Raw genomic sequence first — 21,156 nt, 5'->3', positions numbered from 1 at the left:
AGTAACCCATGGATCTCGTCAGCTTGGCTCAACGCCGCTACACCACCAAGGCCTTCGATGCCGCCCGCAAAATACCTGCCGCCACCGTGCAAGCCTTGCTTGAACAACTGCGCAACAGCCCCTCTTCGGTGAACTCCCAGCCCTGGCATTTCGTCATCGCCCAGACGCAGCCGCAGCGCGTGCGGGTGGCCAAAAGCACTGACGGCGGGTTTGCCTACAACCAGGCAAAAATTCTCAATGCTTCCCACGTTATTGTCTTCTGCACGCGGACCCACATGCCCGACGACCACCTGCAGGCGGTACTGGCCCAGGAAGCTGCGGATGGACGTTTTCACAATGCCGAGGCCAGGGCAGGGCAGGACCGCAGCCGACGTGGCTACGTCGACCTGCATCGCTTTGACCAGAAAGACTTGCAGCACTGGATGGAAAAGCAAACGTACCTGGCACTGGGCACGCTGTTGCTGGGCGCGGCCGCCCTGGGCGTTGACGCCACGCCCATGGAGGGCTTCGACAGCAAGATGCTGGATGCAGAGCTGGGGCTGCGTGACCAGGGCTTTACCAGCCTGGTGCTGGTCAGCCTTGGCTACCACAGCAGCGATGACTTCAACGCCGGCCTGCCCAAGTCAAGGTTGCCGGCCGAATCGCTGTTTACCTTTCTGTAACGACCGGATTGCCTTTGGCCTGAGCTGAACAGTGGAGCATTGATGAAGACTGAACATGAGAAACACCTGGTATCGATCGCGGTACTCAAGGCTGCAACCGGTAAACAGCAAATGTTGAAAGAGGCGCTGGTGGCGCTGATCGAACCTACCCGGGCGGAGCCGGGCAACCTTGACTATGTACTGTTCGAACGCCGGGATGAACCGGGCACATTCTATATGCGCGAAGCCTTCAAGGATCAAGCGGCGCTCGATGCACACTTCGCTATGCCGTACTTCCAGAACTTTGCGGCTGCCAGCGAAGTGCTGCTCGCAGCACCCCTGGAACTGATCTTCCTCGAACAGGTTTCGACTTAGCGCATTGCGTCCCGGCGCGGGCCCGTGACCGCCTGGCCGGTGGATTACCGAGCTGCTGGCGTAAGCTGGGTTACTGCTGGGGATCCTGCGGGCGGATCAGCGCCGGATCGGACTGCAACTGCCACTGGCTGCGCAGCGACTGCAGCTGTGCCTCCAGGATCGATACGCCGCGGTCGCGCTGGGAGATGCGCTCGCGCTCGAACAGGTCAGTGATCAGGCCAAGCAGGTTGCGCGATTCCGAGACCGACGCCGGTGTGCTCACGTCGCTTTGCAGCACGCCATCGGCGTAAGAGCGCACACGTTCATTGCGACTGGCCTGCTGGCTGACGCTGGCTTGCACCAGGCTGTTTTTGTCGTAGCGCAAGCGCGTGCTGGTGCTCGATTGGTCGCTGATCTCGTGGTAACGGTAGTTCTGCGTCGCCAGGGCGTCGACCAGCGCCATCTGCGGGTTGAGGCTGGTGTGGTAGGCGGCCGACAGGTTCGCTTGCTGATCCTGTTGCACCGCGCGGTTCGCCGGCGACGCACCACTGATCGTGGTTGACTGGGACACTTTGTAGTCGAAGCGATCCAGCTCGGTGGGGCGCAGCGGGTTGGGCTGCTGGCTGGTCTGGCTGATCGAGGCACTGAAGTCGGCCAGGCCACTGAGCAGGGCGGTGTCTTTGGCTGCCAGCAGCGGGATGCTGCCGGTCGCTGGCCTGGCGATATCGTCGGCGCTGTTGAGCTGAACGAAGGCGTCCTTGAGCAGGCCCACCAGGTTCTCGTCGCCTTTGCCGCGGCTCTGCGCCGCATCGAACTGGCTCAGGTAATTACTGATCGCCGCCTGGCGCTGGGCGCTTTTACCCAGCAGCGAAGTGTCACGGGTATCGAGGTTCAGTTGCACGTTACCGGCCGGGCCCTGCAGGCTGAGCTTGCGCGCGCTGTCATCCAGGGTCAGGTCGAACGTCAGCTGCTGGCCATTTACCGTGTCCAGCTTGGCGTTCATCTGCAGCGCGCTGAACAGGGTCGGGTCGAGCGTGGCCAGCTTGCCCAGTTGCAGGCGTGGTGGTTGCTCGCTCAGGCCGTTGATGGCGCCCTGGAAACTTTCGGCCAGCGACGCCAGGCCCTTGAGCTCATCGCTGCTGAGCTGGCCGCCCTGTACCTCGGCGCTGACCGCCAGGCCTTGCTCATTGCTGGCCAGGGACAGGTTCACGGTGGCACCGGAAGCGGTGGTCAAGCTCAGGTTTACCGCATTGGCCGGGTGCTGGCGCAGGTTGTTGCTCTGCACCTTGAGTGCTTCGGCGCTTGGCTGGGCGCCGTCGGCGAAGGCGAACACCGATTGCGTAAACGACTGGCCGCCGTTGGCTACCAGTTGATTCACCAAGGCTGCGCCGAGCCCGTGGAAGCGCGAACCGATAGCGCTGGCCTGAACACCCACCATCATGTTCATGCTCAGCTTGTTCAGGTTGTCGTTTTCCAGCACATAGCGCAACGGCACCGCGAGGGTCCCGCGCGACGAATAAGTCGCTGCATCTTCGCTACGAGGGCTTTGGCCCAGGTTGACGGAGGTACTGGGCGGCGTCGCGAGCTGATCGGTGCGACTGCTGACAGCGTTGGCCGGTGTCGCCTGGGGGGCGGCGTATGCAGGGGCAATGCGCAGTCCTGCGTTGATTGTGGTCATGCTCGGTACCCGTAGATTCCATTCTTGTTCAAGGGTATCGGCGGTGAACTCCCAAGCTTGAGCGTGTGTAGGAGCGAGCCTGGCCCGCAATCCCGTTCAGTTGTCGCCCGGCACGTTAACGACGATAGTAGCGGCGGTCGTCCTCGTAACGGTAACGCATGGCCCGGTCATGGTGGCGCTCCCAATAACGATGGCGCTCGGCCTCGCGTCGGGCTTGCTCCCTGCGCCATTGTTCTCTGCGCCAGTTTTCCCGGCGCCAATCATCCCTGCGGTCGTGCCAGCGGTGGTCATCGCGGTAGCGGTCGTCATGGGCCAGCAATGGCCCAGGCTGTTGCTCGGTCATGCTCGCCAGGCTCGGCCAGGGGCTTGGCGCAGGTTGTACAGCACGGGCTTCAGGGGCCAGCAGCGGGGTGGACGTCTTCATCTGAGTGGCTGATGCCGAGCCCGCTGCCGCGAGTGCGAACAGGGCAGCGAGCAGCATCCGTGGGGCATGGAGTTTCATGAGCGAAGACAACCTCTGAATGACGATTGAACGTATCCCAATAGACCGGTAAACAGAGAAAAGTTCTATGGCTGCGCGGCTAAAGCGCTGGCGTATGATGCGCAGCCCTCTTTGCCGACAAGGATATCGCCATGCTCCCCAACAAGGCCTGCGCCGTGGTTGTTGCCGCCACCCCGAACCCCAGAATCCTCTTGTTTCGTCATCCGCTGGCGGGTGTGCAGCTAGTAAAGGGCACGATTGAACAAGGCGAAACGGCGGGCCAGGCAGCGCTGCGGGAACTGGCCGAAGAGTCTGGCATCAATGCCGCGACCCTTGCCGATGATCTTGGCTGTTGGGACGCCGGGCATCTGGGGCAGGTCTGGTCGTTCCACCTGTGCCAGGCGAGCGGACCTTTGCCGGAGCAATGGACGCATCAGACGCTTGACGACCACGGCCACAGGTTCGAATTCTTCTGGGCTGCGCTCGAGCATTTGCCCCTTGCCGATTGCCATCCGGTCTTTCAGCGCGCGCTGCAGTTTTTATCGGCAAGCCTGAAAGCGCGCGGTCATTGGGCAGGCGAACAGCCGTTGCAGGACGATATACTCCGCGCCATTGATTGATGCTCAAGAGAACGTTATGCGCCAGGTTTTGCTTATCGTAGATGTCCAGTCCACCTTCAGCCCGCCCGAGTGGCTGGTCGATGGCGTGCGGGCGTTGTCAGAACGGATCCTGACGATTGCCTCGGTCGAGTTGCACGATGAGCAGGTGACGCCGTTTGAACAGCAACTCGGCTGGCATCCTGCGGCCGAAGACGAAAGCCTGGTCGAGGCCGATAAAGTGTTTATCAAGCACGGTTACGGGCAGACCGCTGAAACCATCGAGTACATCAAGCAACTCGGCGTTGAGCGCGTGCTGGTGTGCGGCATCCAGACCGAAACCTGCGTGCTCGCCGCCGGCTTTGCGCTGTTCGATGCCGGGCTCTCGCCGACGCTGGTGACCGACCTTACGGTGGGCTCATCGCTGGACCGCTCGGGGCAGTTGGGCATCAGTCTGTGGAAGCATCACTTTCGTCAGGTTACGACCCGGGCAGAGGTGATTGCTGAGCTTGATGCTTGAGACCTCGCGGCAGATGCTTGAGGGATATTTTGATAGAGAGCGCTTTTAGCGCATCAGATAGGTGACGTTCGGAAACGTCCGACAGACGCGCGGGTCATGTTTTCCATAGTCTAGGTACTCTACTTACAAGGAGTACGCACAGTGGCGCATCATGGTTACATGTCAATTGTTGGCAAGCATCAAGGGTTGATCTCTGCAGGTTGTTCATCCTTGGACTCCATTGGCAATAGATGCCAGTCCGCTCACCTTGACAAGATCTTGGTGCTTTCTTTCTCTCACAACCTATCCAATGTAGATAACACCCAGTACGCGACGCACCGCCCCATCGTCCTCATCAAGCACGTCGACAAGGCAACACCATTGCTGGCGCAAGCCTTGGCTCGTCGCGAGAGAGTGAACTGCGAATTCGACTTCTACCGCACCAGCAGGAGTGGCAACCAGGAGCGATATTTCAGCATTCAACTTTGGGGTGGTGTGATTGTTGATCAAAGAATGGAAATGCCCCATTCCGTTCTGTTTAACGATCAAGATTCCCAGGAACAGTTGGCAATCAGTTACACCGACATCAACTGGACTCATCATATTGCCGCTACCACTGGTAGTGCCTCGTGGACGAACTCTCCGTGGATAGAGTGAGCAAACCCCACAAGGTGACCCCGCACGAATTCTGGGCGGTTAACGATGCTGCCGTCAGATTGAGCCAATATGCTTGCACCATCAGCGCTCAGCACATTGAAGACGGAGGATTGCGAAGTCGCTTCAATCGAGAAGTAACTGCCTTTGGGAAGTCGGTCGTTGAGGATGTTGAGCAGGCAAGAAAGCCCGTTGAGCACGGGCTTGAGGAAATCAACAACAAATATCGGTTTCTCAGGCAACAGGTCACTGAATATGCAAAACTGGTTGCTGGTTTGAGCGCTGGCGCCTTGCAGTTCGGTACAGGGGCGATGCTGTGTTACAGCTCGGCTGGAGTATTGTGCGGCCTGGCAGGTGCCCCCATGATGCTGCATGGATTGAACAACGCGTATGAGAGTGGTCGGAACATCATTCAAGGTCGCACAGATACGCAAGGTCCCCTCAGAAAAGCGTATCAAATGACGGCGCAGTCAGTGGGCGGGCGGGTGGTGCACGGGAACATGGCCTATGGCTTGAGTGATATCGGTTTATCAGTTTACGGGTTGTGGCGAATGGTACTTAAGCCTGATGCTTGGCGCCTGTTCCGCTATATCGACGCTGATAAAACTCGGGCTCATCGGGTCATGGGCTCTGGCCCGCTCGTCTTTGAGGTTGGCATCGACATGATGACCGGTGAGCAAGTGTACGTAGAGTCGCAGAAGTGATTCCCGGGCTGTTCGTACTCTTGTCCATATCAGCAGTAGTTGTAGCCTTTGTTTTGAGACACAAATCGTCGGGCGATGCCTTCAGCGGTTGGCGCTTCCTTGGCTGCCTGGCCTTCAACCTGTTTTTTGTGACCTACCATCTGCGCTTTCAAGACAATGGCTACTTGTTGCTGTTGGGAGAATACTCAGCGCTGGAAGGGCAATATCCCGTTGTCGGTTGGGTGTCGTTGCTCGCGATGCTGTTGCATTGTTTTGCTAGTCCGGTGAAATGGCGACTTGCTCGCTAAATGAAGCATCCTGAAATGTGCAGTCCCGACGTTCCTGAATCACGCACTGCCCATTTCTTCATACCAGGCAACAACGCGCGTTATCCGCGCTGCCCAAACGGCCCGGTGACCCCACTTCAATTATCGAATGGCAGTCCAGCGGGTGACGATTCACTCGGCAGTCGAAACGACAGCTTCGCTGGCCTCAGCTTCCAGTTTCAACCGGTCAGCCTTGCTGATGTATTTAGGCTTGCTCTTGGGCGCCAGTTTGGCGCTGGCCTTTTTCGCGTGGGCCTTTAACAGCTGCTTGATTTTCTTTTGACGGTTCACGTTGTCACTCGACTGGTAATTGCTTGAGAGCTACCCGCTGCGCGGCGCGGTGCTTCTTGATCCGGTACATATCGCCATCGGCATGGCTGAGCAGGGTATCGGCATTCTCCGCGTCCTGAGGGTAAAAGGCTACGCCGACACTGCACGACGGCATCGAGACAGCGCCGAACTCGGCACCCAGCGGCTCGGCCATGGCCGCGAGAATCTGCCCCACCTTGGCGTAGACGGCTTCCTGCGACGCGATACCCGGCAACAGCACGGTGAATTCATCGCCACCAATCCGCGCCACCGTGCCAGCCTCGCGCACACAGTCTTCCAGGCGCCGGGCAATCATGCAGAGGATGCGGTCACCCATGGCATGCCCATGAACATCATTGATCCCCTTGAAATCATTGACGTCGAGAAACAGCAACGCCAGTGCGCTTTGCTGGCACTGCGCCGTGCGCACGGCCGACTCCAGCCGATCATTGAACAGCGCGCGATTGCTCAGCGCCGTCAACGGATCATGATGGGCCAAAAAGCGTAACTCCGCTTCGGCCTCGTGCAGCGCTGTCACGTCCCGCGCCACACCGATGCGCGCACCCACCTCCTCGGACCAGAACGCCGCCCAGAGGATGTGCACGATGCCGCCATCCTTGCGGATGTAGCGGTTACGAAAATCGACGTGGGATTGGCCGTTCATGACCCGGACAATGGAGGCCTTTGTCACCGCAAGGTCATCAGGATGAATGTAGTCGGTGATCGGCGTGCCGGTCAGCTCGCCAGCGCGGTAACCCAGCAGCGCCTCGCAGGCATCACTGACAAAGACAATCTGGTGATCCCTGTCGACCACAAAGACCGTGTCCAGCATCAGGTGGATCAGTTTCGGGTACAGCGCTTGGAGGTCAACGGGCATAGGCTGGCACGTCCGGTGGGTGTCGGTGAATCGTAGCGCGATCGCCGCATTGCTAGTGCAGTTACGCTGTGCTTGCCAGCGTTTGTACATCAACCCTGGGCGGCTAGAAAAGCCCCGACGCTGTCTTCGAGCAAGGCCACCAGCTCCGGGTCCATGTACTGAAAATCGTCGGGAATATCCAGGGTATGGAGCGGCTTGTGCTCAAGCAGCCGCGCGTACTGCGCCTGCAGACGATTGTGGTGCTTGCGTTCCATGACGAAAATCACATCGGCCCAGCGAATGTCTGCCGGGCCGATGGGTTTGCGCGCATTCGGGCTGGTGCCCGCCGACCGGGCATCGAAACCTTGGCGGCGGCGCCAGAGCGCTTCTGCGGTAGGGCTGCGCCACTGGTTGCGGCTGCAGACGAACAGGAGGTTAGTCACTCTTGATCCAACAGTTGGCGGGTGGAGCGAACGGGGTAGCTCAGGCCGAGCTGGCGTGCCCGTAGCAACTTGTCGCCACGGGTGTAGAGCAGCTTCCAGTTCTTTTCAGGCTTGAACAGCAGCGGGTCTGGCGCTTTGCTCTTGGCGTTTTTGCGGGCCTGTGAACGTCTCCAGGCGCGGGTTCTTTGCATGATCATGTCCTCGTGAGTACCGGGTTCAGCAGCCGCGGTAATACGAGTTGGCGCTATAGTAAGCGCGAATCAGCGTTGCGGCTAGGTAGTCGCTGGTTTTCATGTAGGAGCGGGCTTGCCCCGCGATCCAGTCGGCGGATACAGGAAGTACTCAATGAACACACCGCAATGGCTCGCCTTGTTCGAGCACGCTTTTCGCAAAATGGAAAAGAAACTTGAGCAAGTCGTGCAACTGAACAGCTGCCGCGAACACTGGATACAGGCCGAAATCAGCCTGCACGCCTGGTTTGAACAGAACATTGAAATCTGGACAGAGCTGCCGATAGGTGAGCGGCGTAAAGCGGACCTGTACGCGCTGGATGCCAGTGGCGCCCCGGCGATGGTTGCTGAAATCAAATGCCTGGGCGATGTATCGCAAGCCAAGTGCCTGGAAGGCGATTGGTCGGTCCGTGCTGATGTCGACCGGTTGCGCTCGTTCGAGTGCCCGACCCGGTTGTTTGTGCTGGTGATCGCCAAGGGTGAGCGGGAAACCACTACCGGGCGCCGTCTTCGTGAGGACGAATGGGTGGATGGGCGTGAGTGCGTGAGCGTGGACCTGGAGTTTGCACGGGTGCGGATGTGGGCACTGTGATCGACCTCAGCGGTTGGTAAGCCGGGGTTTGCACATCCATTGTGGGAGCGGGCTTGCCCCGCGATCAGGCCAGCCCAGCCAGCACATAAGGCGGCGCCTGGATTACGACCGCTTCGCGCTCGATCGCGGGGCAAGGCCCGCTCCCACAGGCCCCAATACACCTCTCTAGCGTAACGGCACGTAGATATCCGTCTGCCACTGCGCCTGCGGCGTCTCTGGATACACGCTCAGGTAATGAAAAAACAGCGGCTGATCGCGCAGCTCCTCACCACTGTCCGGCAACCAGTCGCGGTAGATCGGATAGATGGATTCACCAATATGGTCGGGCGAACCCACATGCCGCACCACGGCATAGCGCCCGCCAGCAATCAGCCGCTCGTGCACGCCGGCTTCATTCGCCGCCACCGCCTCGTCGATCTCGCCACAAATGGCGAAACGAAAATCCTCCGCCGGCGTGGTATCGGGGTTGCCATAGGGGATGCCAAAAGTACGGCTCGACGCCACCGGCGACTGCCCGCTGGCCATGCGCCAGGCGATGAACCGGTTCACGCTCTGGCTGACCTGCGCGGGCGGCCCGCAGTGCTCCAGCGCCGCGACCCGGGTTTGCGCAAACTCGACAATACGTACCTGCATGATGACGCTCCTGGAAAAGTGAGGGATAGCGAACACCGCATTCCAGGCCTGCCAGTTCGGCTGCCGGCGAAAGCCACTCGGCGACATCCCCAGCGCCCGCCGAAACGCCCGGCTGAACGCCTCGGGGCTTTCAAAACCTGCCGCGAGGGCGGCCTCCAGCACCGAGAGCTCGGCATTGGCCGCCAACCGGTGCGCCGCCTGGCGCAAGCGCATCAACTGCACATAACGCGAAACCGGCACGCCGACGTACGCCGTGAACTGGCGGTGAAAGTGAAACACCGAAAAGTTCGCCACCTGGCTCAGGGTTTTTACCGACAGATCACCGTCGAGGTTGGCGTCGATGTAGGCCAGTACAGCGCTGAAGCGCAGGGTGTAGGCGGCGTTGGGCGGCAGGTCGGGCACGGCTTCAGGCTCTTGGAAGTACGGTCGGCATAGAATCGACTATACCCGCGTGGCTGCGCCTAGCCGGGTTTGCTCAAGATGAATTTTCAGCGGATGAGCATGCGCTCGGTGGGCCGCGTCGGCGGCCCGGGGTTAGCCTGCTGCCTTCACTTCAGCGTCGCTTGATCCATCTGCGCAACACGCCCCTGCAAGGCTGCAGTCATGGCGTGTGCCTCGACTTCATCCAGGCACGCTTCGACCAGCGCAATGCTCATTTCCAGCGAGTGCTGAGTAGCCCAGAGCAGGCCGCGTACGTCAGGGTCGACCTTTTCACAGGCCTGGGCGTTGGTCTGGTAGGCGCTTTTGAGCAGAACGGTGGCATGCACCAGGGCGTCTTCGGCGCAGGCACCCGTGCGCACGGCGAACAGAGGGGCGTGGCTGCCGTTGCAGGAGCCGAAGGTGGTGGCGGTTTTGGTGACGAGGGGTGGGTCGGGGACGGGCTTTGTCATTGTTGTGCTCCTAGAGTGGTGGAGCCAGCATCAATCGCTACCAAACGATTGGTGACGGCTGTACGCAGGTTGGTAGACCGGGACTCTAGGAACCCAGCGCGCACGAATGCGCCCCACGCACAGCCGCCATAGCACGAACAGCAGGCACAAAAAAACGCCGGCTGATCGGGAGCGGCGTCTGCACGCCTTAGAGTACTCGGGCTACCAAACCCGGCCGCTGGATTTACAGCGACTGGGGGCAGGGTAGCGAGGTTGACTGTGGGAATCAAGGGCAGGTCTGATGCCTTTTCTGCTATCTAGCTCGTTTAGTGAATGCTCGTATTGCGAGTGGCGCCACCTACAAAAGAGCCTTCTTTTGGAGCGGAGCTGTGCCAGCATTTCTGCTTGTGCAGATCCTAACCACCCCGAAGAGCTACTCTTTTAAAAGTGCCATCCTCAGAGCGCTGCCATTTCGACAAAAAACTAACCATACGTTCGTCATAGCTGTCGTTGTCGTCAATTGTAACTACGTCACTTATAAGGATTGTATCCCAGCCCCCATTGGGGTGATACAGAAGAAAATTGGCATCATTGGGGTCCCAGTTGTTCATGGAAGCGGCATTATATTTTTTTAAAATACCCTCGTAATGCCGGAGCTTTCCTCCAAAACTTGCATCAATTCGTAGGAATTTATCGGGGGTGTAACTGCTCAGTATCTCTTTAATATTTTTTGTTGTGCTCATAATGGCATCCTCGCATTTGAAAACGCACACTGCGCATTTGTTAGGTTAAGTTAAATTGTGCGCTTGAAAACTAGTAAAAATGATAGTTTTTAGCTGGATTTAGTCCCATCTGTCGGGTTTCACATGTCGACTCGAAAAGAAAGTGGCGTTTGTTCATGGGTAATCAGTTGGCAATCGTCGTAAGACGTTGCTGATCCGCATGCAACCAATGTTGAAGCACTGCTGGTAACGCAACACCTATTTTTTATCTGTCGGGAAAAGTCATAAAAATCAACCCACTTCCAACCTGGCACAACCATTGCGAAGCCCCCGTCTCTTTCCCCCTTGTGGAACATTGACGTTCATGACCGCTCCCTTCGCCCGCGTGCCCCTGTTACTGGCCATCGCCGCAGCCTTACCCACGCTCCCCGGCTTCGCCGCCGAGCCAGCCCCCGAAGCCCTGCCCACCGTTACCGTCACCGCGCAAAAGCGCGAAGAGTCGGTGCAGGACGTGCCCTCGGCCATCTCTGTGGTCAGCGCCAGACAGATCGCCGACAGCGGCGGCGGTTTCAGTGCCGGCAAGGCGTTGCAGAACGTGCCCAACGCCATCGCTCCGGAGTTTGCCGGGCACCAGCGGCCGCGCTGGTACATTCGTGGCATGGGCTCGGGGGACATGGCCTCGACCACGGTTTACCCGGTGGGCATCTACACCGATGACGTGTACATCGACCCTCACGTAGCCACCGGTTTTCCGCTCTACGACATGGAGCGCGTCGAGGTGCTGCGCGGGCCGCAGGGCACGCTGTGGGGCAAGAACACCACCGGCGGGGCGATCAACTTCGTTTCGCGCAAGCCGGATTTCGAGAAAGCCAACGGTTACTTCAAGCTCGACCTGGGCAACTACAATGCGCGCCTGTACGAAGGTGCCTATGGCGATACGCTGATCGACAACAAGCTGGCCGCACGGGTGGCGTTTGTCGACCAGAGCGCCGATGGCCAACTGGAGAACCAGGTCGATGGCCACACCGTCGGCGATATCCACGACCAGGCCCTGCGCCTGCAGTTGCTGGCGCAGATCAACGACGACCTGCAGGCCACCCTGCAATTTCATGGCCGCGACTACACAGGCCAGGGCATTGCCACCCGCGCCTGGGGCTCGGGGCCGGGCGGCAGCACGCTGTTTGGCCCGGCACCCAAGCCGGATACCGATGAGGCCGCATTTACCGGCAAGGCCGAAGACCGCATCGAGCACAACGGTGTGCAGCTGGCGCTGAAGTGGGACCTGGGCGACCTGCAACTGGATTCGATCACCGCCTTCGACGATATTCACGAAAAAGCTGAAAGCCCGAACATGAGCATCTACGAGTTCGGCCGCGGTTTTAACGATGACCGCTGGAAGCAGGTGTCTCAGGAGTTGCGTTTGTCTTCGGCGAAGAACCAGCCGCTCAGCTGGATCGTCGGCACCCATCTGTTCCACGAACAGCTCGACAGCCGCAACGACAACGGCCTGTTGCCCAAGCCCTACAACCAGGCCTTTGGCGTGGCCGATTATGGCCGTACCGATATCGACCAGCGCACCGACAGTTTCGCGATTTTCGGCAGCAGCACCTGGCAGGCCACTGACAACCTGAGCCTCACCGCCGGCCTGCGCTGGACCCGCGAAACCAAGGACATCGACCTGCACCGCGTCGCCGCGCCGGATGCCGACGGGGTCAGCTACAGCAGCGAACGCGACTGGTGGAAGCACTACAGCGGCGACCTGGTGACCCGCGTTGAACAGGACGAAAAGCGCACCTGGAACAAGCTCACCTACGACTTCACTCCCGAGTACCAGCTCAACGACAACACGCGGGTGTATTTTCGTTATGCCAAGGGCTTTCGCTCCGGTGGTTTCAGCGGCGGTGCACAGGTGCAGGCCGAGGCCTCGGTGGTGGCGCCGGAGAACGTCGATGCCTATGAACTGGGGGTCAAGAGCGAGTGGTTCGACGAGCGCCTGATCGCCAACGCCAACGTCTTTTACTACGACTACTCGGACATCCAGGTCAACGCCGTGTCGGTGCGCGACGGGCAGGTGGTGTCGCTGCTGACCAACAGCGGCCAGGGGGTGATTCGCGGCGCCGAGTTCGAGCTGCAGGCCTTGCCGTTCAGCAACCTGGAGCTGCATGGCTCGCTTGGCTTGCTGCATACCGAGTTGCAGGACTTCGAGTCGGGTGGGGTGGATTACTCGGGTAACCGCATTGCCCGCTCGCCGTCGCGGACCCTGGCGGTAGGCGGCAGTTACCGGATTCCGCTGGAGAATGGCGACGAAGTGCGCCTGAACACGGACTGGCGCTACCAGAGCCGGATCTTCTTCCTGCCCACGGCGCAGCAGGATCACAGCGTGTCCCAGGGCGGCTACACCCTTGGCAATGCCAGTGCCACCTATCACCTGGGCGGGCGCTATGACCTGGACCTGACCGCTTACGTGAACAACCTGACCGACAAGCAGTACAAGACCGACAGCGTGCCGCTGCCGTTTGATATTGCCTGGGATGCGCGCGGGGATCGGCGTACCTTCGGGGTGAGTGCGACTACGCGGTTTTGAGCCGGGGCTGCCGGCCTCATCGCTGGCAAGCAGCTCCCACAGGGTGCGATGACCATCGGTCGGGCTTGCGTGCAAGCCTGTCGATCCACCCCCGGCCCAATCGACCATCCTGCACATACCCCACGTGCAGGAGTGCCCCCATGTCCTATGTAGACGGTTTCGTCCTCGCGGTCCCCACCGCCAACCGCGACACGTTTAAAAAGCACGCCGAAGAAGCAGCCGTAGTGTTCAAGGAATGCGGTGCCTTGAAGGTCATCGAATGCTGGGGCGACGATGTGCCGGATGGCAAGATCACCTCGTTCCCCATGGCCGTGAAGCTCAAGGACGACGAGACGGTGGTGTTTTCCTGGATCCTCTGGCCGTCGCGCGAAGTGCGCGACGCCGGGATGCAGAAGATGATGAAAGACCCGCGCATGCAGCCGGACAAGAATCCGATGCCGTTTGATGGCATGCGAATGATTTTTGGTGGGTTCAGGATTCTGGTGGAAGCTTGAGGTTTTTGGGCTGCTTTGCAGCCCATCGCCGGCAAGGCCGGCTCCCACAGGGAACTGTGAACGCTGACCCTGTGGGAGCTGGCTTGCCAGCGATGCAAGGCAAAGCCTTGCTGCTTTTGATTACACCCTGAACCGCGCCACCAGCGCCGTCAGCTGCCCGGCCAGCCCCGCCAGCGCCTGGCTGGCTTCGCGGGTTTCCTGCGCCCCGGCCGCCGAGCGGGTCGACAGGTCGCGAATGTTCAGCAGGTTGCGATCCACTTCCCGCGCCACCTGCGCCTGTTCCTCGGCAGCGCTGGCAATCACCAGGTTGCGCTCGTTGATCTCGCCAATGGCGCTGTAGATTCCCTCCAGCACCTGCCCCGAGGCCTGGGTGATGCCCAGGGTTGATTGCGCCCGCTGGGTGCTGGCATGCATCGAGGCCACCGCCGCTTCGGTACCGTGCTGCACGCGGCCGATCATCTGCTCGATTTCCTGGGTCGATTGCTGGGTGCGGTAGGCGAGGGTGCGTACTTCATCGGCGACCACGGCAAAGCCACGCCCGGCTTCACCGGCACGGGCCGCTTCGATGGCGGCATTGAGCGCCAGCAGGTTGGTTTGCTCGGACACCGAGCGGATCACTTCCAGCACCTGGCCGATATCGCGAATCTGCCCGGCCAGTTGCTCCAGGTGCTCGCTGCTGGTTTGCACTTCACGGGCCATGGCCTGGGTGCCGTCGAGGTTGTCGCTGACCTGGCGGCGGCTCTGTTCGGCCAGGTCATTCGAGGCGCTGGCGGCCTGGGAGGTGGACACGGCATTGCGCGCTACTTCTTCCACCGCGGTGGTCATTTCAGTGACGGCGGTGGCAGCCTGTTCCAGCTCCTGGTCCTGCTGGCGCAGGCTGTGCGAGCTCTGTTCGGTGATGCCGTTGAGCGCACCGGCAGCTTCGGCCAGTTGCGTGGCGCAACTGCTGATCTGCCCCAGGGTGTCACGCTGGCTGTGCTGCATGCGCTGCAGTTCGCTGAACAACTGACCGATCTCGTTGCTGCTGTGCACCGCCACCGGTACGCTCAAGTCACCGCCGGCAATGCGCTGAAAGTGCTGCCCGGCTTCACGCAGCGGGCGCAGCACGCGCTGGGCGATAAAGCTCCAGCACAGTGCGGCAAGCAGCAAGGTCAGCAGCCCCAGCGCCACGCTCAGCACCTGGGCGCTGCTCAGGCGTCGATCGGATTCGAGCATGATCTGCTGGCTGCGCTCGTTCAGCGCCGCCACCAGTTGCTGGCGCAGCGCCTGCAAGCGGCCCATGGCGTTGCCAGCGTCGGTGTTGACCCTGAAGTAATGCTGCAGGTCGTTGTTGCCGGTCGCTTCACGCTGGCCGGCCACGGCCTTGGCGTAGTCGCCGAAGGTGGTTTGCAGCTCGACGGCGAGGCCTTTAAAGGTGGGCTCCTGGGCATTGCTGACCAGCTCGCTGATCAGTTGCGCGCTGTTGCCCAGCAGTTCTTGCGAGAGCTTCAAGCGTTTGTTGGCGCTGTCGCTGTGGCCGCCGCTCTGTTCGATAAAGCCCGAAGAGACATTGGCGCTGGCGCGGATCGCCATCAGCAAGGCGTTGTTCAGGCGATCCGACTGGTGCGCGGTCTGGTCCAGTTCGCTGATCTGCTGGTCGCTGCCCACCGCCGCGCGCCAGGCGCTGACGGTGGAAAACAGCAAGGTCAGGCTGAACAGCGACAGCACCCAGAACATACCGGTGCGGATTTTCAGGTCGGCGAACATGCGGGCAGTACTCCTTGAGTTGTTATCAGCACCACGCTTTGCCGCGGCAACGGCGGTGGGTGGTCTGCTATCGGAGTCGCCGGCGGCGGACTTGAGGGCGCTTAGCCTGCTTGTGTTCGATTACCGCCCGCTGTTTGCCTCAGCGCCCTTCATGCTGGCGCCGATAGGCCCCCGGCTGCACGCCAACGGCCTTGCTGAAGGCGCGGGTAAACGCGGCAATCGACTGATAACCCACTGCCGCGCACACCTGCTCGACGGTGTTGTTGGCCTTGAGCAACTGGCAGGCATGACGCATGCGCAGGGCCAGCAACACCTGCCCCGGCGATTGCCCGGCCAGTTCGCTGAAACGCTTGAAAAATGCCGAGCGCGACAGCCCGGTGCAGGCCGCCATGCTTTCCAGCGACCAAGGCTGCTCGGGGTGTTCGATCAACTGCTCAAGCAGGCTGGCAAAGTTGCCGTGGCGGGCCAGGGCGACCAGGCCGCGGATGCCCTGGTCGTCACTGACCCGCTGGCGCAGCACGTACAAGAACAGCAAGTGGCTCAAGCGTTCGAGCAAGGCCGAGGAGGGCGCAGGCAGGCGTTGGCACTCGGCCAGGATCAGCTCGAACAGCGCCCGCGCCGCGCTTAGCGCCGGGTCGCCGGCACGCAGGATGATCCAGTCGTCCAGGCCTTCGATGATCAGCGACGACAAGCCCGGCTGAAAATGAAAGAAGCCGCACACCAGGCCCACGCCATCGGTGGCTGTACTGTCCAGCGGCTGCATGACCTGGCGCGGTTGCTGCCGGGCCAGCTCGCACTCCTCGGCGTTGGACAGCCGATAGTTGAAGTCGCGCAGCAGGAACACCGCATCGCCCGCTTGCAGGCGAATGGCCTCGGCCTGGCCATCGATATGCAGCCAGCAGTGGCCCTGGACGATCAGGTGGAAACTGGCCCGCGCCAGGCCGTGGGTGCTGGCGTGCCAGCCACCGCAGTAACGCCCGACATGGAACAGGCTGGCGTCTAGCTCAAGGCTTTCTAATAACCAATCGACTACTGGGCTGGATGAAATCATCTAATGAAAAGACTCAGGAGCAAGTAATAGCGACTGCAGAATATGGCAGGTAATTCTTATAACCAACAGACTTGTGGCACACCCTCAGTCAGCAGGAGTCCACTCCATGTCGCGCGTCACTGTCCATACTCTGCAAAGCGCCCCAGAGGCTGCCCGCCCTTACCTGGAAAACGCCCAGAAGGCTTCGGGCTTCATCCCCAACCTGCTCGGCGTGCTGGCCAGCGCCCCGGCGGCGCTGGAAACCTACGTCACCGTCTCGGCACTCAACGCCAAGGCCGAGCTGAGCCTCGCCGAGCGTGAAGTGGTGCAACTGGTGGCCGCCACCAACCATGGCTGCGACTTCTGCGTGGCCGGCCACACCGCCGTGGCACTGAACAAGGCCAAGCTGGCGCAGGAGGTGGTCGACGCCCTGCGCGCCAAGGGCGAGCTGCCAGAAGAGAAGCTCGAAGCCCTGGCGGCGTTCACCCGCGAAGTGATCGCCACCCGCGGCAATGTCAGCGAAGCCGGCTACGGTGCGTTTCGCGAAGCCGGCTACAGCGAAGGCAATGCCCTGGAGGTGATCCTCGGTGTCAGTCTGGCAACCCTGTGCAACTTTGCTAATGTGTTCGCCCAGACGCCGCTCAATGACGAGCTGAGCAAGTACCGCTGGCAGCCTTCGGCATAACGACCCTCGGCGCCAGCGCAAGCTGGCGCATTGTTAAAGGAGTAAACCCTATGCTCGATCCCGCATTGGTCGCGTGGCTGGATGCCCAGGCCGAAGCCCTCGACCAGGGCCACGGCGACCCGCAGGCGGTACTGGGGCAACTGGCGGCGGCGCAGGTGCTGCGCGTCGGTATTGACCAGAACCTGGGCGGCAGTGGCGGCACGGTCGCCGACGCGGTCGAGACGCTGGCCACGGTTGCCAGCCATTCCCTGGCGGCAGCCTTCGTGTTCTGGGGCCAGCGCGCCTTTATCGAATACCTGCTGCACAGCCCCAACGCCGGGCTGCGTGAACGCCTGCTGCCTGAGCTGCTTAGCGGCCAACTGGCTGGCGCCACCGGCCTGTCCAACGCCATGAAGTACCTCTCGGGTATCGAAGCGCTGCAGGTCAAGGGCCTGCGCGACGACCAGGGCTGGACCCTGGCCGGGCGCCTGCACTGGGTCACCAACCTGCGCAAGGGCGGATTTGTGGTGGCGGCGGCGATTGAAGAGGAGGGCGCCTCGCCGTTCGTGCTGGCGATCCCCGATCACGCTGCAGGGCTGAGCCGCTCTGACGACCTTGAGTTAATGGGCCTGCAGTCGAGCAACACCGCAGCCTTGAGTTTCGAACAGGTGTCGATCAGCCGTGACTGGCTGCTGCACGACAACGCCAAGCAGTTCCTGCCTGCCGTGCGCCCGTCGTTCCTGGGCCTGCAATGCGGCATGGCCATCGGCCTGGCGCGGCGCTCGTTGAGCGAAGTGGAAGGGCACCTTCAGGGCATGCGCTCGTTCCTTGGCGAGGCGCTGCAGGTGCTGCGCGAGCGCCTGGAAAACACCGTGGCCGAACTGAAAAAGGGCTTGCTCGACGGCCGTTTCCTGAGCCAGCCGGCGGCCTTGTTCAAGCTGCGCATCACCCTTGCCGAAACGGCTGCCGATGCCGTGCAGCTTGAGTTGCAAGCCAGTGGCGGCAAGGCTTACCTGACCGCCTACGGCGCAGGTTTTGCCCGGCGCTGGCGCGAGTCGGCGTTCGTGCCGATCGTCACCCCAAGCCTGGTGCAACTGCGCGCCGAGCTGCAGCGCCAGGCGTCATCAGCATGACCGAAGTGTTGCTCGAAGCCCGTGGCATCAGCCTCGGCTACCCGCGTGAACAAGGCTGGCAAAGCGTGCTGGAAAATTTCGACCTGCAACTGGCGCCGGGCGAGGTGATCACCATCCTCGGCCCCAGTGGCGTTGGCAAATCCAGCCTGTTGCGGGTGCTGGCCGGCTTGCAGCAGGCCCGCGCCGGCAGCGTCAGCCTGCTCGGCGAGCCGTTGCAGGGCCCGCACCCGCGCCTGGCGGTGGCCTTCCAGGACCCCAGCCTGCTGCCCTGGCTGAGCCTGGAAAGCAACGTCGCCTTCGGCCTGGATTTCGCCCGCCAGCCCAAGCTCGCTGCCAGTGAGCGACGGGCGCGCATCGATCACGCCATCGAGGCGGTCGGCCTGCAGCATGCACGCGAGCAGTACCCGGCGCAGCTCTCCGGCGGCATGGCCCAGCGCACCGCGCTGGCCCGCTGCCTGGCGCGCCAGCCACAAGTGCTGTTGCTCGATGAACCCTTCGGTGCGCTGGATGAAGTCACCCGCGCCGACATGCAGCAACTGCTGCTGCAACTGATTGCCCGGCACAACACCGCGGCCATCCTTATTACCCACGATATCGACGAAGCCCTGCTGCTGTCCGATCGCGTGCTGCTACTGGGCAACCACCCGGCGCGCACCCTCGGCCAATGGCTCATCGACCTGCCGCAACCGCGCGAGCAGCGGGTCGAGGAACTGGGCGCGCTGCGCATCGACATACTCAAAACCCTTCGGCGGGCCAGCCGCACACCCGAACCTTCTTCTGAACCTATGCCGCTGCCGTCGGAGACTGCCCATGTGCCTGGACGACTTCACCCACACTCGTCGTGACTTCATCAAACTCAGCGCCTTGCTCACCGCCGGCGGCGCCATGCCGCTGCTCGGCAGCCTGCAGGCCCGCGCCGCGAGCGACCCGGACGCCCCGGTACGCATCGGCTACCTGCCGATCACCGACGCCACGCCGTTGCTGGTGGCGCACAACAATGGCCTGTTTGAAGCCGAAGGCATCAAGGCCGAGCGGCCGGTGCTGCTGCGCAGTTGGGCGCAGGTGATCGAGGCGTTCATCTCCGGGCAGGTCAATGTCATTCACCTGCTGTCGCCGATGACCGTCTGGGCCCGTTATGCCAGCAAGGTGCCGGCCAAAGTGGTGGCCTGGAACCATGTCGGCGGCTCGGGCCTGACCGTCGCCCCGGGCATCACCGAGGTCAAGCAACTGGGCGGGCAGACCGTGGCCATTCCGTTCTGGTATTCGATCCACAACGTGGTGGTGCAGCAGCTGTTTCGCGACCACGGCCTGACCCCGGTGTCCAAGGCCGCCACAGCCCAGCTGGCCGCCAACGAGGTCAACCTGGTGGTGTTGCCGCCGTCAGACATGCCGCCGGCCCTGGCCAGCAAGCGCATCGCTGGCTACATCGTCGCCGAGCCGTTCAACGCCCTGGCCGAAGACCTCAAGGTTGGCCGCGTGCAACGCTTTACCGGCGACATCTGGCGCAACCATGCCTGCTGTGTGGTGTTCATGCACGAGCATGACCTGAACAACCGCCCCGAGTGGTCGCAGAAGGTGGTCAACGCCATCGTCAAGGCCCAGCTGTGGACCCGCGAGCACCGCGCCGAAGCCGCCGCGCTGCTGTCCAAGAGCGGGCCGAACAAATACACCCCGCACACCCCGCAGGTGCTCAGCCAAGTGCTGGCGCCGGCGGCCGCGGCCCGCGACGCCTACATCGCCAGCGGTGCGATCCAGCATGCGCAGTGGGACGAAAAGCGCATCGATTTTCAGCCTTATCCGTTCCCCAGCTACACCGAAGAACTGGTGCGTCGCCTGCAGAATACCCTGATCGAGGGCGACAAGGGCTTTCTTGCCGGCCTCGACCCGCAACAGACCGCCCGCGACCTGGTCGACGACCGCTTCGTGCGTAACAGCATCGCCGCCGTTGGCGGGCTCAAGGCCTTCGGTTTGCCCGAGAGCTTCGAGCGTAGCGAGGAGTTTTCGATCTGATGGGCAAGCATGCAATCCATGGCGCCCTGGGCGTCGCCGGCCTGCTCGGCTTGTTGTTGCTGTGGTGGCTGGGCGTGCAGGTGTTCGGCCAGGCCGATGGCCTGTCGGCGCGTTTTTCGCCGCAGGCGACCCTCAGCAGCCTGATCGAGCTGCTGGGCCAAGGCGAGGTCTACGAGCACATCTGGGTCAGCCTCAAGCGCATCCTTGTCGGCTTGCTGCTGGCCTTGCTGATCGGCGTGCCGCTGGGCTTGCTGGTGGGCAGCTACCGTCACCTGGAGGCGGCGACTACCCCGGCGTTCCAGTTCTTGCGGATGATCTCACCGCTGTCGTGGATGCCGGTGGTGGTGATGCTGATGGGGGTGGGCGACCAGCCGATCTACTTCCTCCTGGCCTTTGCCGCGCTGTGGCCGATCTTGCTCAACACCGCCGCAGGGGTGCGCCAGCTCGACCCGCGCTGGCTGCAGTTGAGCCGCAGCCTCAGCGCCACGCGCTGGGAGACCCTGTGCAAGGTGATCATCCCCGGCGTGCTCGGCGATGTACTGACCGGCGTGCGCCTGGCCATCGGTATTCTGTGGATCGTGCTGGTGCCGTGCGAGATGCTCGGAGTCAGTGCCGGGCTGGGCTACTTCATCCTCGATACCCGTGACCGGCTGGCGTATTCGGAGCTGATGGCGATGGTGCTGCTGATCGGCGTGCTGGGCTTTATGCTCGATGCCATTGCCCGTGGCCTGCATCGGCGTTGGGTGCATGCCTGATCGTGGGCACGTTGCAGTGCTTTAGCGATTGGTTTGCAAATTGCCTGTGGCCGTCTAGATTCTCATTCGGACCACGTTCAGTTTTTCAATGAAGCAATTGACCTTCGCCGACGTCAGGTGCGCAAGCCAGTGGATAACTCAAGGTCGCCTTACTGCCGCTGTTTGGAAATGCGT

26 protein-coding genes are annotated in these 21,156 nt (G+C 61.6%); 15 read left to right on the top strand and 11 right to left on the bottom strand.

Annotation, left to right across the window (positions count from 1 at the left end):
- The first annotated feature begins 8 nt into the window (after positions 1 to 8).
- Complete coding sequence (gene nfsB / locus LOY34_RS16165; RefSeq protein ID WP_195884485.1) at positions 9 to 662, top strand: oxygen-insensitive NAD(P)H nitroreductase; 654 nt, start codon at positions 9 to 11, stop codon at positions 660 to 662.
- A gap of 42 nt (positions 663 to 704) precedes the next feature.
- Positions 705 to 1,016: a putative quinol monooxygenase gene (locus LOY34_RS16160; RefSeq protein ID WP_195884484.1), complete on the top strand. Its 312-nt coding sequence runs from the start codon at positions 705 to 707 to the stop codon at positions 1,014 to 1,016.
- Positions 1,017 to 1,086: 70 nt separating this feature from the next.
- Here LOY34_RS16160 and LOY34_RS16155 read toward each other — a convergent pair whose 3' ends face one another.
- Both LOY34_RS16155 and LOY34_RS16150 read right to left on the bottom strand, forming a co-directional pair.
- Positions 1,087 to 2,673: a hypothetical protein gene (locus tag LOY34_RS16155; RefSeq protein WP_195884483.1), complete on the bottom strand. Its 1,587-nt coding sequence runs from the start codon at positions 2,671 to 2,673 to the stop codon at positions 1,087 to 1,089.
- A 115-nt stretch (positions 2,674 to 2,788) separates the two neighbouring features.
- Positions 2,789 to 3,175, bottom strand: a complete 387-nt coding sequence (locus tag LOY34_RS16150) for a hypothetical protein (protein ID WP_123566267.1) — start codon at positions 3,173 to 3,175, stop codon at positions 2,789 to 2,791.
- A 131-nt stretch (positions 3,176 to 3,306) separates the two neighbouring features.
- Here LOY34_RS16150 and LOY34_RS16145 point away from each other — a divergent pair, with 131 nt between their 5' ends.
- From LOY34_RS16145 to LOY34_RS16125, 5 genes are all read left to right on the top strand, one after another.
- Positions 3,307 to 3,774, top strand: a complete 468-nt coding sequence (locus LOY34_RS16145) for an NUDIX domain-containing protein (RefSeq protein WP_093381448.1) — start codon at positions 3,307 to 3,309, stop codon at positions 3,772 to 3,774.
- A 16-nt stretch (positions 3,775 to 3,790) separates the two neighbouring features.
- Positions 3,791 to 4,270, top strand: coding sequence for an isochorismatase family protein (locus LOY34_RS16140; protein ID WP_045194144.1), 480 nt, complete (start codon positions 3,791 to 3,793; stop codon positions 4,268 to 4,270).
- Positions 4,271 to 4,411: 141 nt separating this feature from the next.
- Entirely contained in the window at positions 4,412 to 4,906 is a 495-nt protein-coding gene (locus LOY34_RS16135) for an Hcp family type VI secretion system effector (RefSeq protein WP_093387481.1), read from the top strand.
- Complete coding sequence (locus tag LOY34_RS16130; protein WP_230090871.1) at positions 4,879 to 5,607, top strand: DUF4225 domain-containing protein; 729 nt, start codon at positions 4,879 to 4,881, stop codon at positions 5,605 to 5,607. The genes LOY34_RS16135 and LOY34_RS16130 overlap by 28 nt, the downstream gene beginning before the upstream one ends.
- On the top strand, positions 5,604 to 5,894 hold the full coding sequence (locus LOY34_RS16125; RefSeq protein ID WP_143013272.1) for a hypothetical protein: 291 nt from the start codon (positions 5,604 to 5,606) through the stop codon (positions 5,892 to 5,894). The genes LOY34_RS16130 and LOY34_RS16125 overlap by 4 nt, the downstream gene beginning before the upstream one ends.
- Before the next feature lie 150 nt (positions 5,895 to 6,044).
- Here the strand turns inward: LOY34_RS16125 and LOY34_RS16120 are convergent, their stop codons facing one another.
- The 4 genes from LOY34_RS16120 to LOY34_RS16105 form a co-directional block, all read right to left on the bottom strand.
- Positions 6,045 to 6,203: a DUF2986 domain-containing protein gene (locus LOY34_RS16120; protein ID WP_093381451.1), complete on the bottom strand. Its 159-nt coding sequence runs from the start codon at positions 6,201 to 6,203 to the stop codon at positions 6,045 to 6,047.
- A gap of 4 nt (positions 6,204 to 6,207) precedes the next feature.
- Positions 6,208 to 7,098 (bottom strand): sensor domain-containing diguanylate cyclase, encoded by an 891-nt coding sequence (locus LOY34_RS16115; protein WP_195884482.1) that lies wholly within the window; start codon positions 7,096 to 7,098, stop codon positions 6,208 to 6,210.
- Positions 7,099 to 7,187: 89 nt separating this feature from the next.
- On the bottom strand, positions 7,188 to 7,520 hold the full coding sequence (locus LOY34_RS16110; protein ID WP_195884481.1) for a low molecular weight protein tyrosine phosphatase family protein: 333 nt from the start codon (positions 7,518 to 7,520) through the stop codon (positions 7,188 to 7,190).
- Entirely contained in the window at positions 7,517 to 7,711 is a 195-nt protein-coding gene (locus tag LOY34_RS16105) for a hypothetical protein (protein ID WP_123566273.1), read from the bottom strand. Before LOY34_RS16105 ends, LOY34_RS16110 begins: the two co-directional genes overlap by 4 nt.
- Positions 7,712 to 7,865: 154 nt before the next feature.
- On the opposite strand from LOY34_RS16105, the gene LOY34_RS16100 reads away from it, so the two are divergent.
- Positions 7,866 to 8,342, top strand: a complete 477-nt coding sequence (locus LOY34_RS16100) for a hypothetical protein (protein ID WP_195884480.1) — start codon at positions 7,866 to 7,868, stop codon at positions 8,340 to 8,342.
- 165 nt (positions 8,343 to 8,507) lie between these two features.
- On the opposite strand, the gene LOY34_RS16095 is transcribed toward LOY34_RS16100, so the two are convergent.
- The 3 genes from LOY34_RS16095 to LOY34_RS16085 all read right to left on the bottom strand — a co-directional run bounded on the left by LOY34_RS16095 (position 8,508) and on the right by LOY34_RS16085 (position 10,587).
- Positions 8,508 to 9,377, bottom strand: a complete 870-nt coding sequence (locus LOY34_RS16095; protein WP_195884479.1) for a GyrI-like domain-containing protein — start codon at positions 9,375 to 9,377, stop codon at positions 8,508 to 8,510.
- Between the two features lie 146 nt (positions 9,378 to 9,523).
- A complete protein-coding gene (locus LOY34_RS16090; RefSeq protein ID WP_195884478.1) occupies positions 9,524 to 9,865 on the bottom strand; it encodes a DUF3077 domain-containing protein in 342 nt (113 codons plus the stop codon).
- A 395-nt stretch (positions 9,866 to 10,260) separates the two neighbouring features.
- Positions 10,261 to 10,587: a hypothetical protein gene (locus LOY34_RS16085; RefSeq protein WP_195884477.1), complete on the bottom strand. Its 327-nt coding sequence runs from the start codon at positions 10,585 to 10,587 to the stop codon at positions 10,261 to 10,263.
- Positions 10,588 to 10,930: 343 nt separating this feature from the next.
- On the opposite strand from LOY34_RS16085, the gene LOY34_RS16080 reads away from it, so the two are divergent.
- A complete protein-coding gene (locus tag LOY34_RS16080) occupies positions 10,931 to 13,150 on the top strand; it encodes a TonB-dependent receptor (protein WP_195884476.1) in 2,220 nt (739 codons plus the stop codon).
- Positions 13,151 to 13,290: 140 nt separating this feature from the next.
- Positions 13,291 to 13,644, top strand: coding sequence for a DUF1428 domain-containing protein (locus tag LOY34_RS16075; RefSeq protein ID WP_195884475.1), 354 nt, complete (start codon positions 13,291 to 13,293; stop codon positions 13,642 to 13,644).
- A gap of 120 nt (positions 13,645 to 13,764) precedes the next feature.
- Here LOY34_RS16075 and LOY34_RS16070 read toward each other — a convergent pair whose 3' ends face one another.
- Together LOY34_RS16070 and LOY34_RS16065 are read right to left on the bottom strand one after the other, a co-directional pair.
- Positions 13,765 to 15,390, bottom strand: coding sequence for a methyl-accepting chemotaxis protein (locus LOY34_RS16070; RefSeq protein ID WP_195884474.1), 1,626 nt, complete (start codon positions 15,388 to 15,390; stop codon positions 13,765 to 13,767).
- A gap of 139 nt (positions 15,391 to 15,529) precedes the next feature.
- Positions 15,530 to 16,441, bottom strand: a complete 912-nt coding sequence (locus tag LOY34_RS16065; protein WP_195884473.1) for an AraC family transcriptional regulator — start codon at positions 16,439 to 16,441, stop codon at positions 15,530 to 15,532.
- A 106-nt stretch (positions 16,442 to 16,547) separates the two neighbouring features.
- Between LOY34_RS16065 and LOY34_RS16060 the strand changes: the two genes are divergently transcribed.
- From LOY34_RS16060 to LOY34_RS16040, 5 genes are read left to right on the top strand one after another with little or no spacing between them, the layout of a single operon-like run.
- Positions 16,548 to 17,105: a carboxymuconolactone decarboxylase family protein gene (locus LOY34_RS16060; RefSeq protein ID WP_195884472.1), complete on the top strand. Its 558-nt coding sequence runs from the start codon at positions 16,548 to 16,550 to the stop codon at positions 17,103 to 17,105.
- A gap of 50 nt (positions 17,106 to 17,155) precedes the next feature.
- Positions 17,156 to 18,217 (top strand): acyl-CoA dehydrogenase family protein, encoded by a 1,062-nt coding sequence (locus LOY34_RS16055; protein WP_093381470.1) that lies wholly within the window; start codon positions 17,156 to 17,158, stop codon positions 18,215 to 18,217.
- Positions 18,214 to 19,062, top strand: coding sequence for an ABC transporter ATP-binding protein (locus LOY34_RS16050; protein ID WP_093381472.1), 849 nt, complete (start codon positions 18,214 to 18,216; stop codon positions 19,060 to 19,062). The genes LOY34_RS16055 and LOY34_RS16050 overlap by 4 nt, the downstream gene beginning before the upstream one ends.
- A complete protein-coding gene (locus tag LOY34_RS16045) occupies positions 19,028 to 20,227 on the top strand; it encodes an ABC transporter substrate-binding protein (RefSeq protein ID WP_195884471.1) in 1,200 nt (399 codons plus the stop codon). Before LOY34_RS16050 ends, LOY34_RS16045 begins: the two co-directional genes overlap by 35 nt.
- On the top strand, positions 20,227 to 20,982 hold the full coding sequence (locus LOY34_RS16040; protein ID WP_195884470.1) for an ABC transporter permease: 756 nt from the start codon (positions 20,227 to 20,229) through the stop codon (positions 20,980 to 20,982). The genes LOY34_RS16045 and LOY34_RS16040 overlap by 1 nt, the downstream gene beginning before the upstream one ends.
- The last annotated feature ends 174 nt before the right edge of the window (positions 20,983 to 21,156 follow it).

Source organism: Pseudomonas sp. B21-009, assembly GCF_024749345.1.
In the GTDB taxonomy this organism is placed as follows: domain Bacteria; phylum Pseudomonadota; class Gammaproteobacteria; order Pseudomonadales; family Pseudomonadaceae; genus Aquipseudomonas.
The sequence above is the reverse complement of the archived record's forward strand: the minus strand, read 5'-3'. Positions and strand labels throughout refer to the sequence as shown.

Excerpts from the sequence above, each read along its gene's own strand:
- LOY34_RS16045 (WP_195884471.1), top strand. The coding sequence starts at position 19,028 with ATGTGCCTGGACGACTTCACCCACACTCGTCGTGACTTCATCAAACTC.
- LOY34_RS16085 (WP_195884477.1), bottom strand. The coding sequence starts at position 10,587 with ATGAGCACAACAAAAAATATTAAAGAGATACTGAGCAGTTACACCCCC.
- LOY34_RS16060 (WP_195884472.1), top strand. The coding sequence starts at position 16,548 with ATGTCGCGCGTCACTGTCCATACTCTGCAAAGCGCCCCAGAGGCTGCC.
- LOY34_RS16065 (WP_195884473.1), bottom strand. The coding sequence starts at position 16,441 with ATGATTTCATCCAGCCCAGTAGTCGATTGGTTATTAGAAAGCCTTGAG.
- LOY34_RS16140 (WP_045194144.1), top strand. The coding sequence starts at position 3,791 with ATGCGCCAGGTTTTGCTTATCGTAGATGTCCAGTCCACCTTCAGCCCG.
- LOY34_RS16115 (WP_195884482.1), bottom strand. The coding sequence starts at position 7,098 with ATGCCCGTTGACCTCCAAGCGCTGTACCCGAAACTGATCCACCTGATG.
- nfsB (WP_195884485.1), top strand. The coding sequence starts at position 9 with ATGGATCTCGTCAGCTTGGCTCAACGCCGCTACACCACCAAGGCCTTC.
- LOY34_RS16105 (WP_123566273.1), bottom strand. The coding sequence starts at position 7,711 with ATGCAAAGAACCCGCGCCTGGAGACGTTCACAGGCCCGCAAAAACGCC.
- LOY34_RS16155 (WP_195884483.1), bottom strand. The coding sequence starts at position 2,673 with ATGACCACAATCAACGCAGGACTGCGCATTGCCCCTGCATACGCCGCC.
- LOY34_RS16080 (WP_195884476.1), top strand. The coding sequence starts at position 10,931 with ATGACCGCTCCCTTCGCCCGCGTGCCCCTGTTACTGGCCATCGCCGCA.
- LOY34_RS16040 (WP_195884470.1), top strand. The coding sequence starts at position 20,227 with ATGGGCAAGCATGCAATCCATGGCGCCCTGGGCGTCGCCGGCCTGCTC.
- LOY34_RS16150 (WP_123566267.1), bottom strand. The coding sequence starts at position 3,175 with ATGAAACTCCATGCCCCACGGATGCTGCTCGCTGCCCTGTTCGCACTC.
- LOY34_RS16090 (WP_195884478.1), bottom strand. The coding sequence starts at position 9,865 with ATGACAAAGCCCGTCCCCGACCCACCCCTCGTCACCAAAACCGCCACC.
- LOY34_RS16160 (WP_195884484.1), top strand. The coding sequence starts at position 705 with ATGAAGACTGAACATGAGAAACACCTGGTATCGATCGCGGTACTCAAG.
- LOY34_RS16070 (WP_195884474.1), bottom strand. The coding sequence starts at position 15,390 with ATGTTCGCCGACCTGAAAATCCGCACCGGTATGTTCTGGGTGCTGTCG.
- LOY34_RS16145 (WP_093381448.1), top strand. The coding sequence starts at position 3,307 with ATGCTCCCCAACAAGGCCTGCGCCGTGGTTGTTGCCGCCACCCCGAAC.
- LOY34_RS16055 (WP_093381470.1), top strand. The coding sequence starts at position 17,156 with ATGCTCGATCCCGCATTGGTCGCGTGGCTGGATGCCCAGGCCGAAGCC.
- LOY34_RS16075 (WP_195884475.1), top strand. The coding sequence starts at position 13,291 with ATGTCCTATGTAGACGGTTTCGTCCTCGCGGTCCCCACCGCCAACCGC.
- LOY34_RS16100 (WP_195884480.1), top strand. The coding sequence starts at position 7,866 with ATGAACACACCGCAATGGCTCGCCTTGTTCGAGCACGCTTTTCGCAAA.
- LOY34_RS16050 (WP_093381472.1), top strand. The coding sequence starts at position 18,214 with ATGACCGAAGTGTTGCTCGAAGCCCGTGGCATCAGCCTCGGCTACCCG.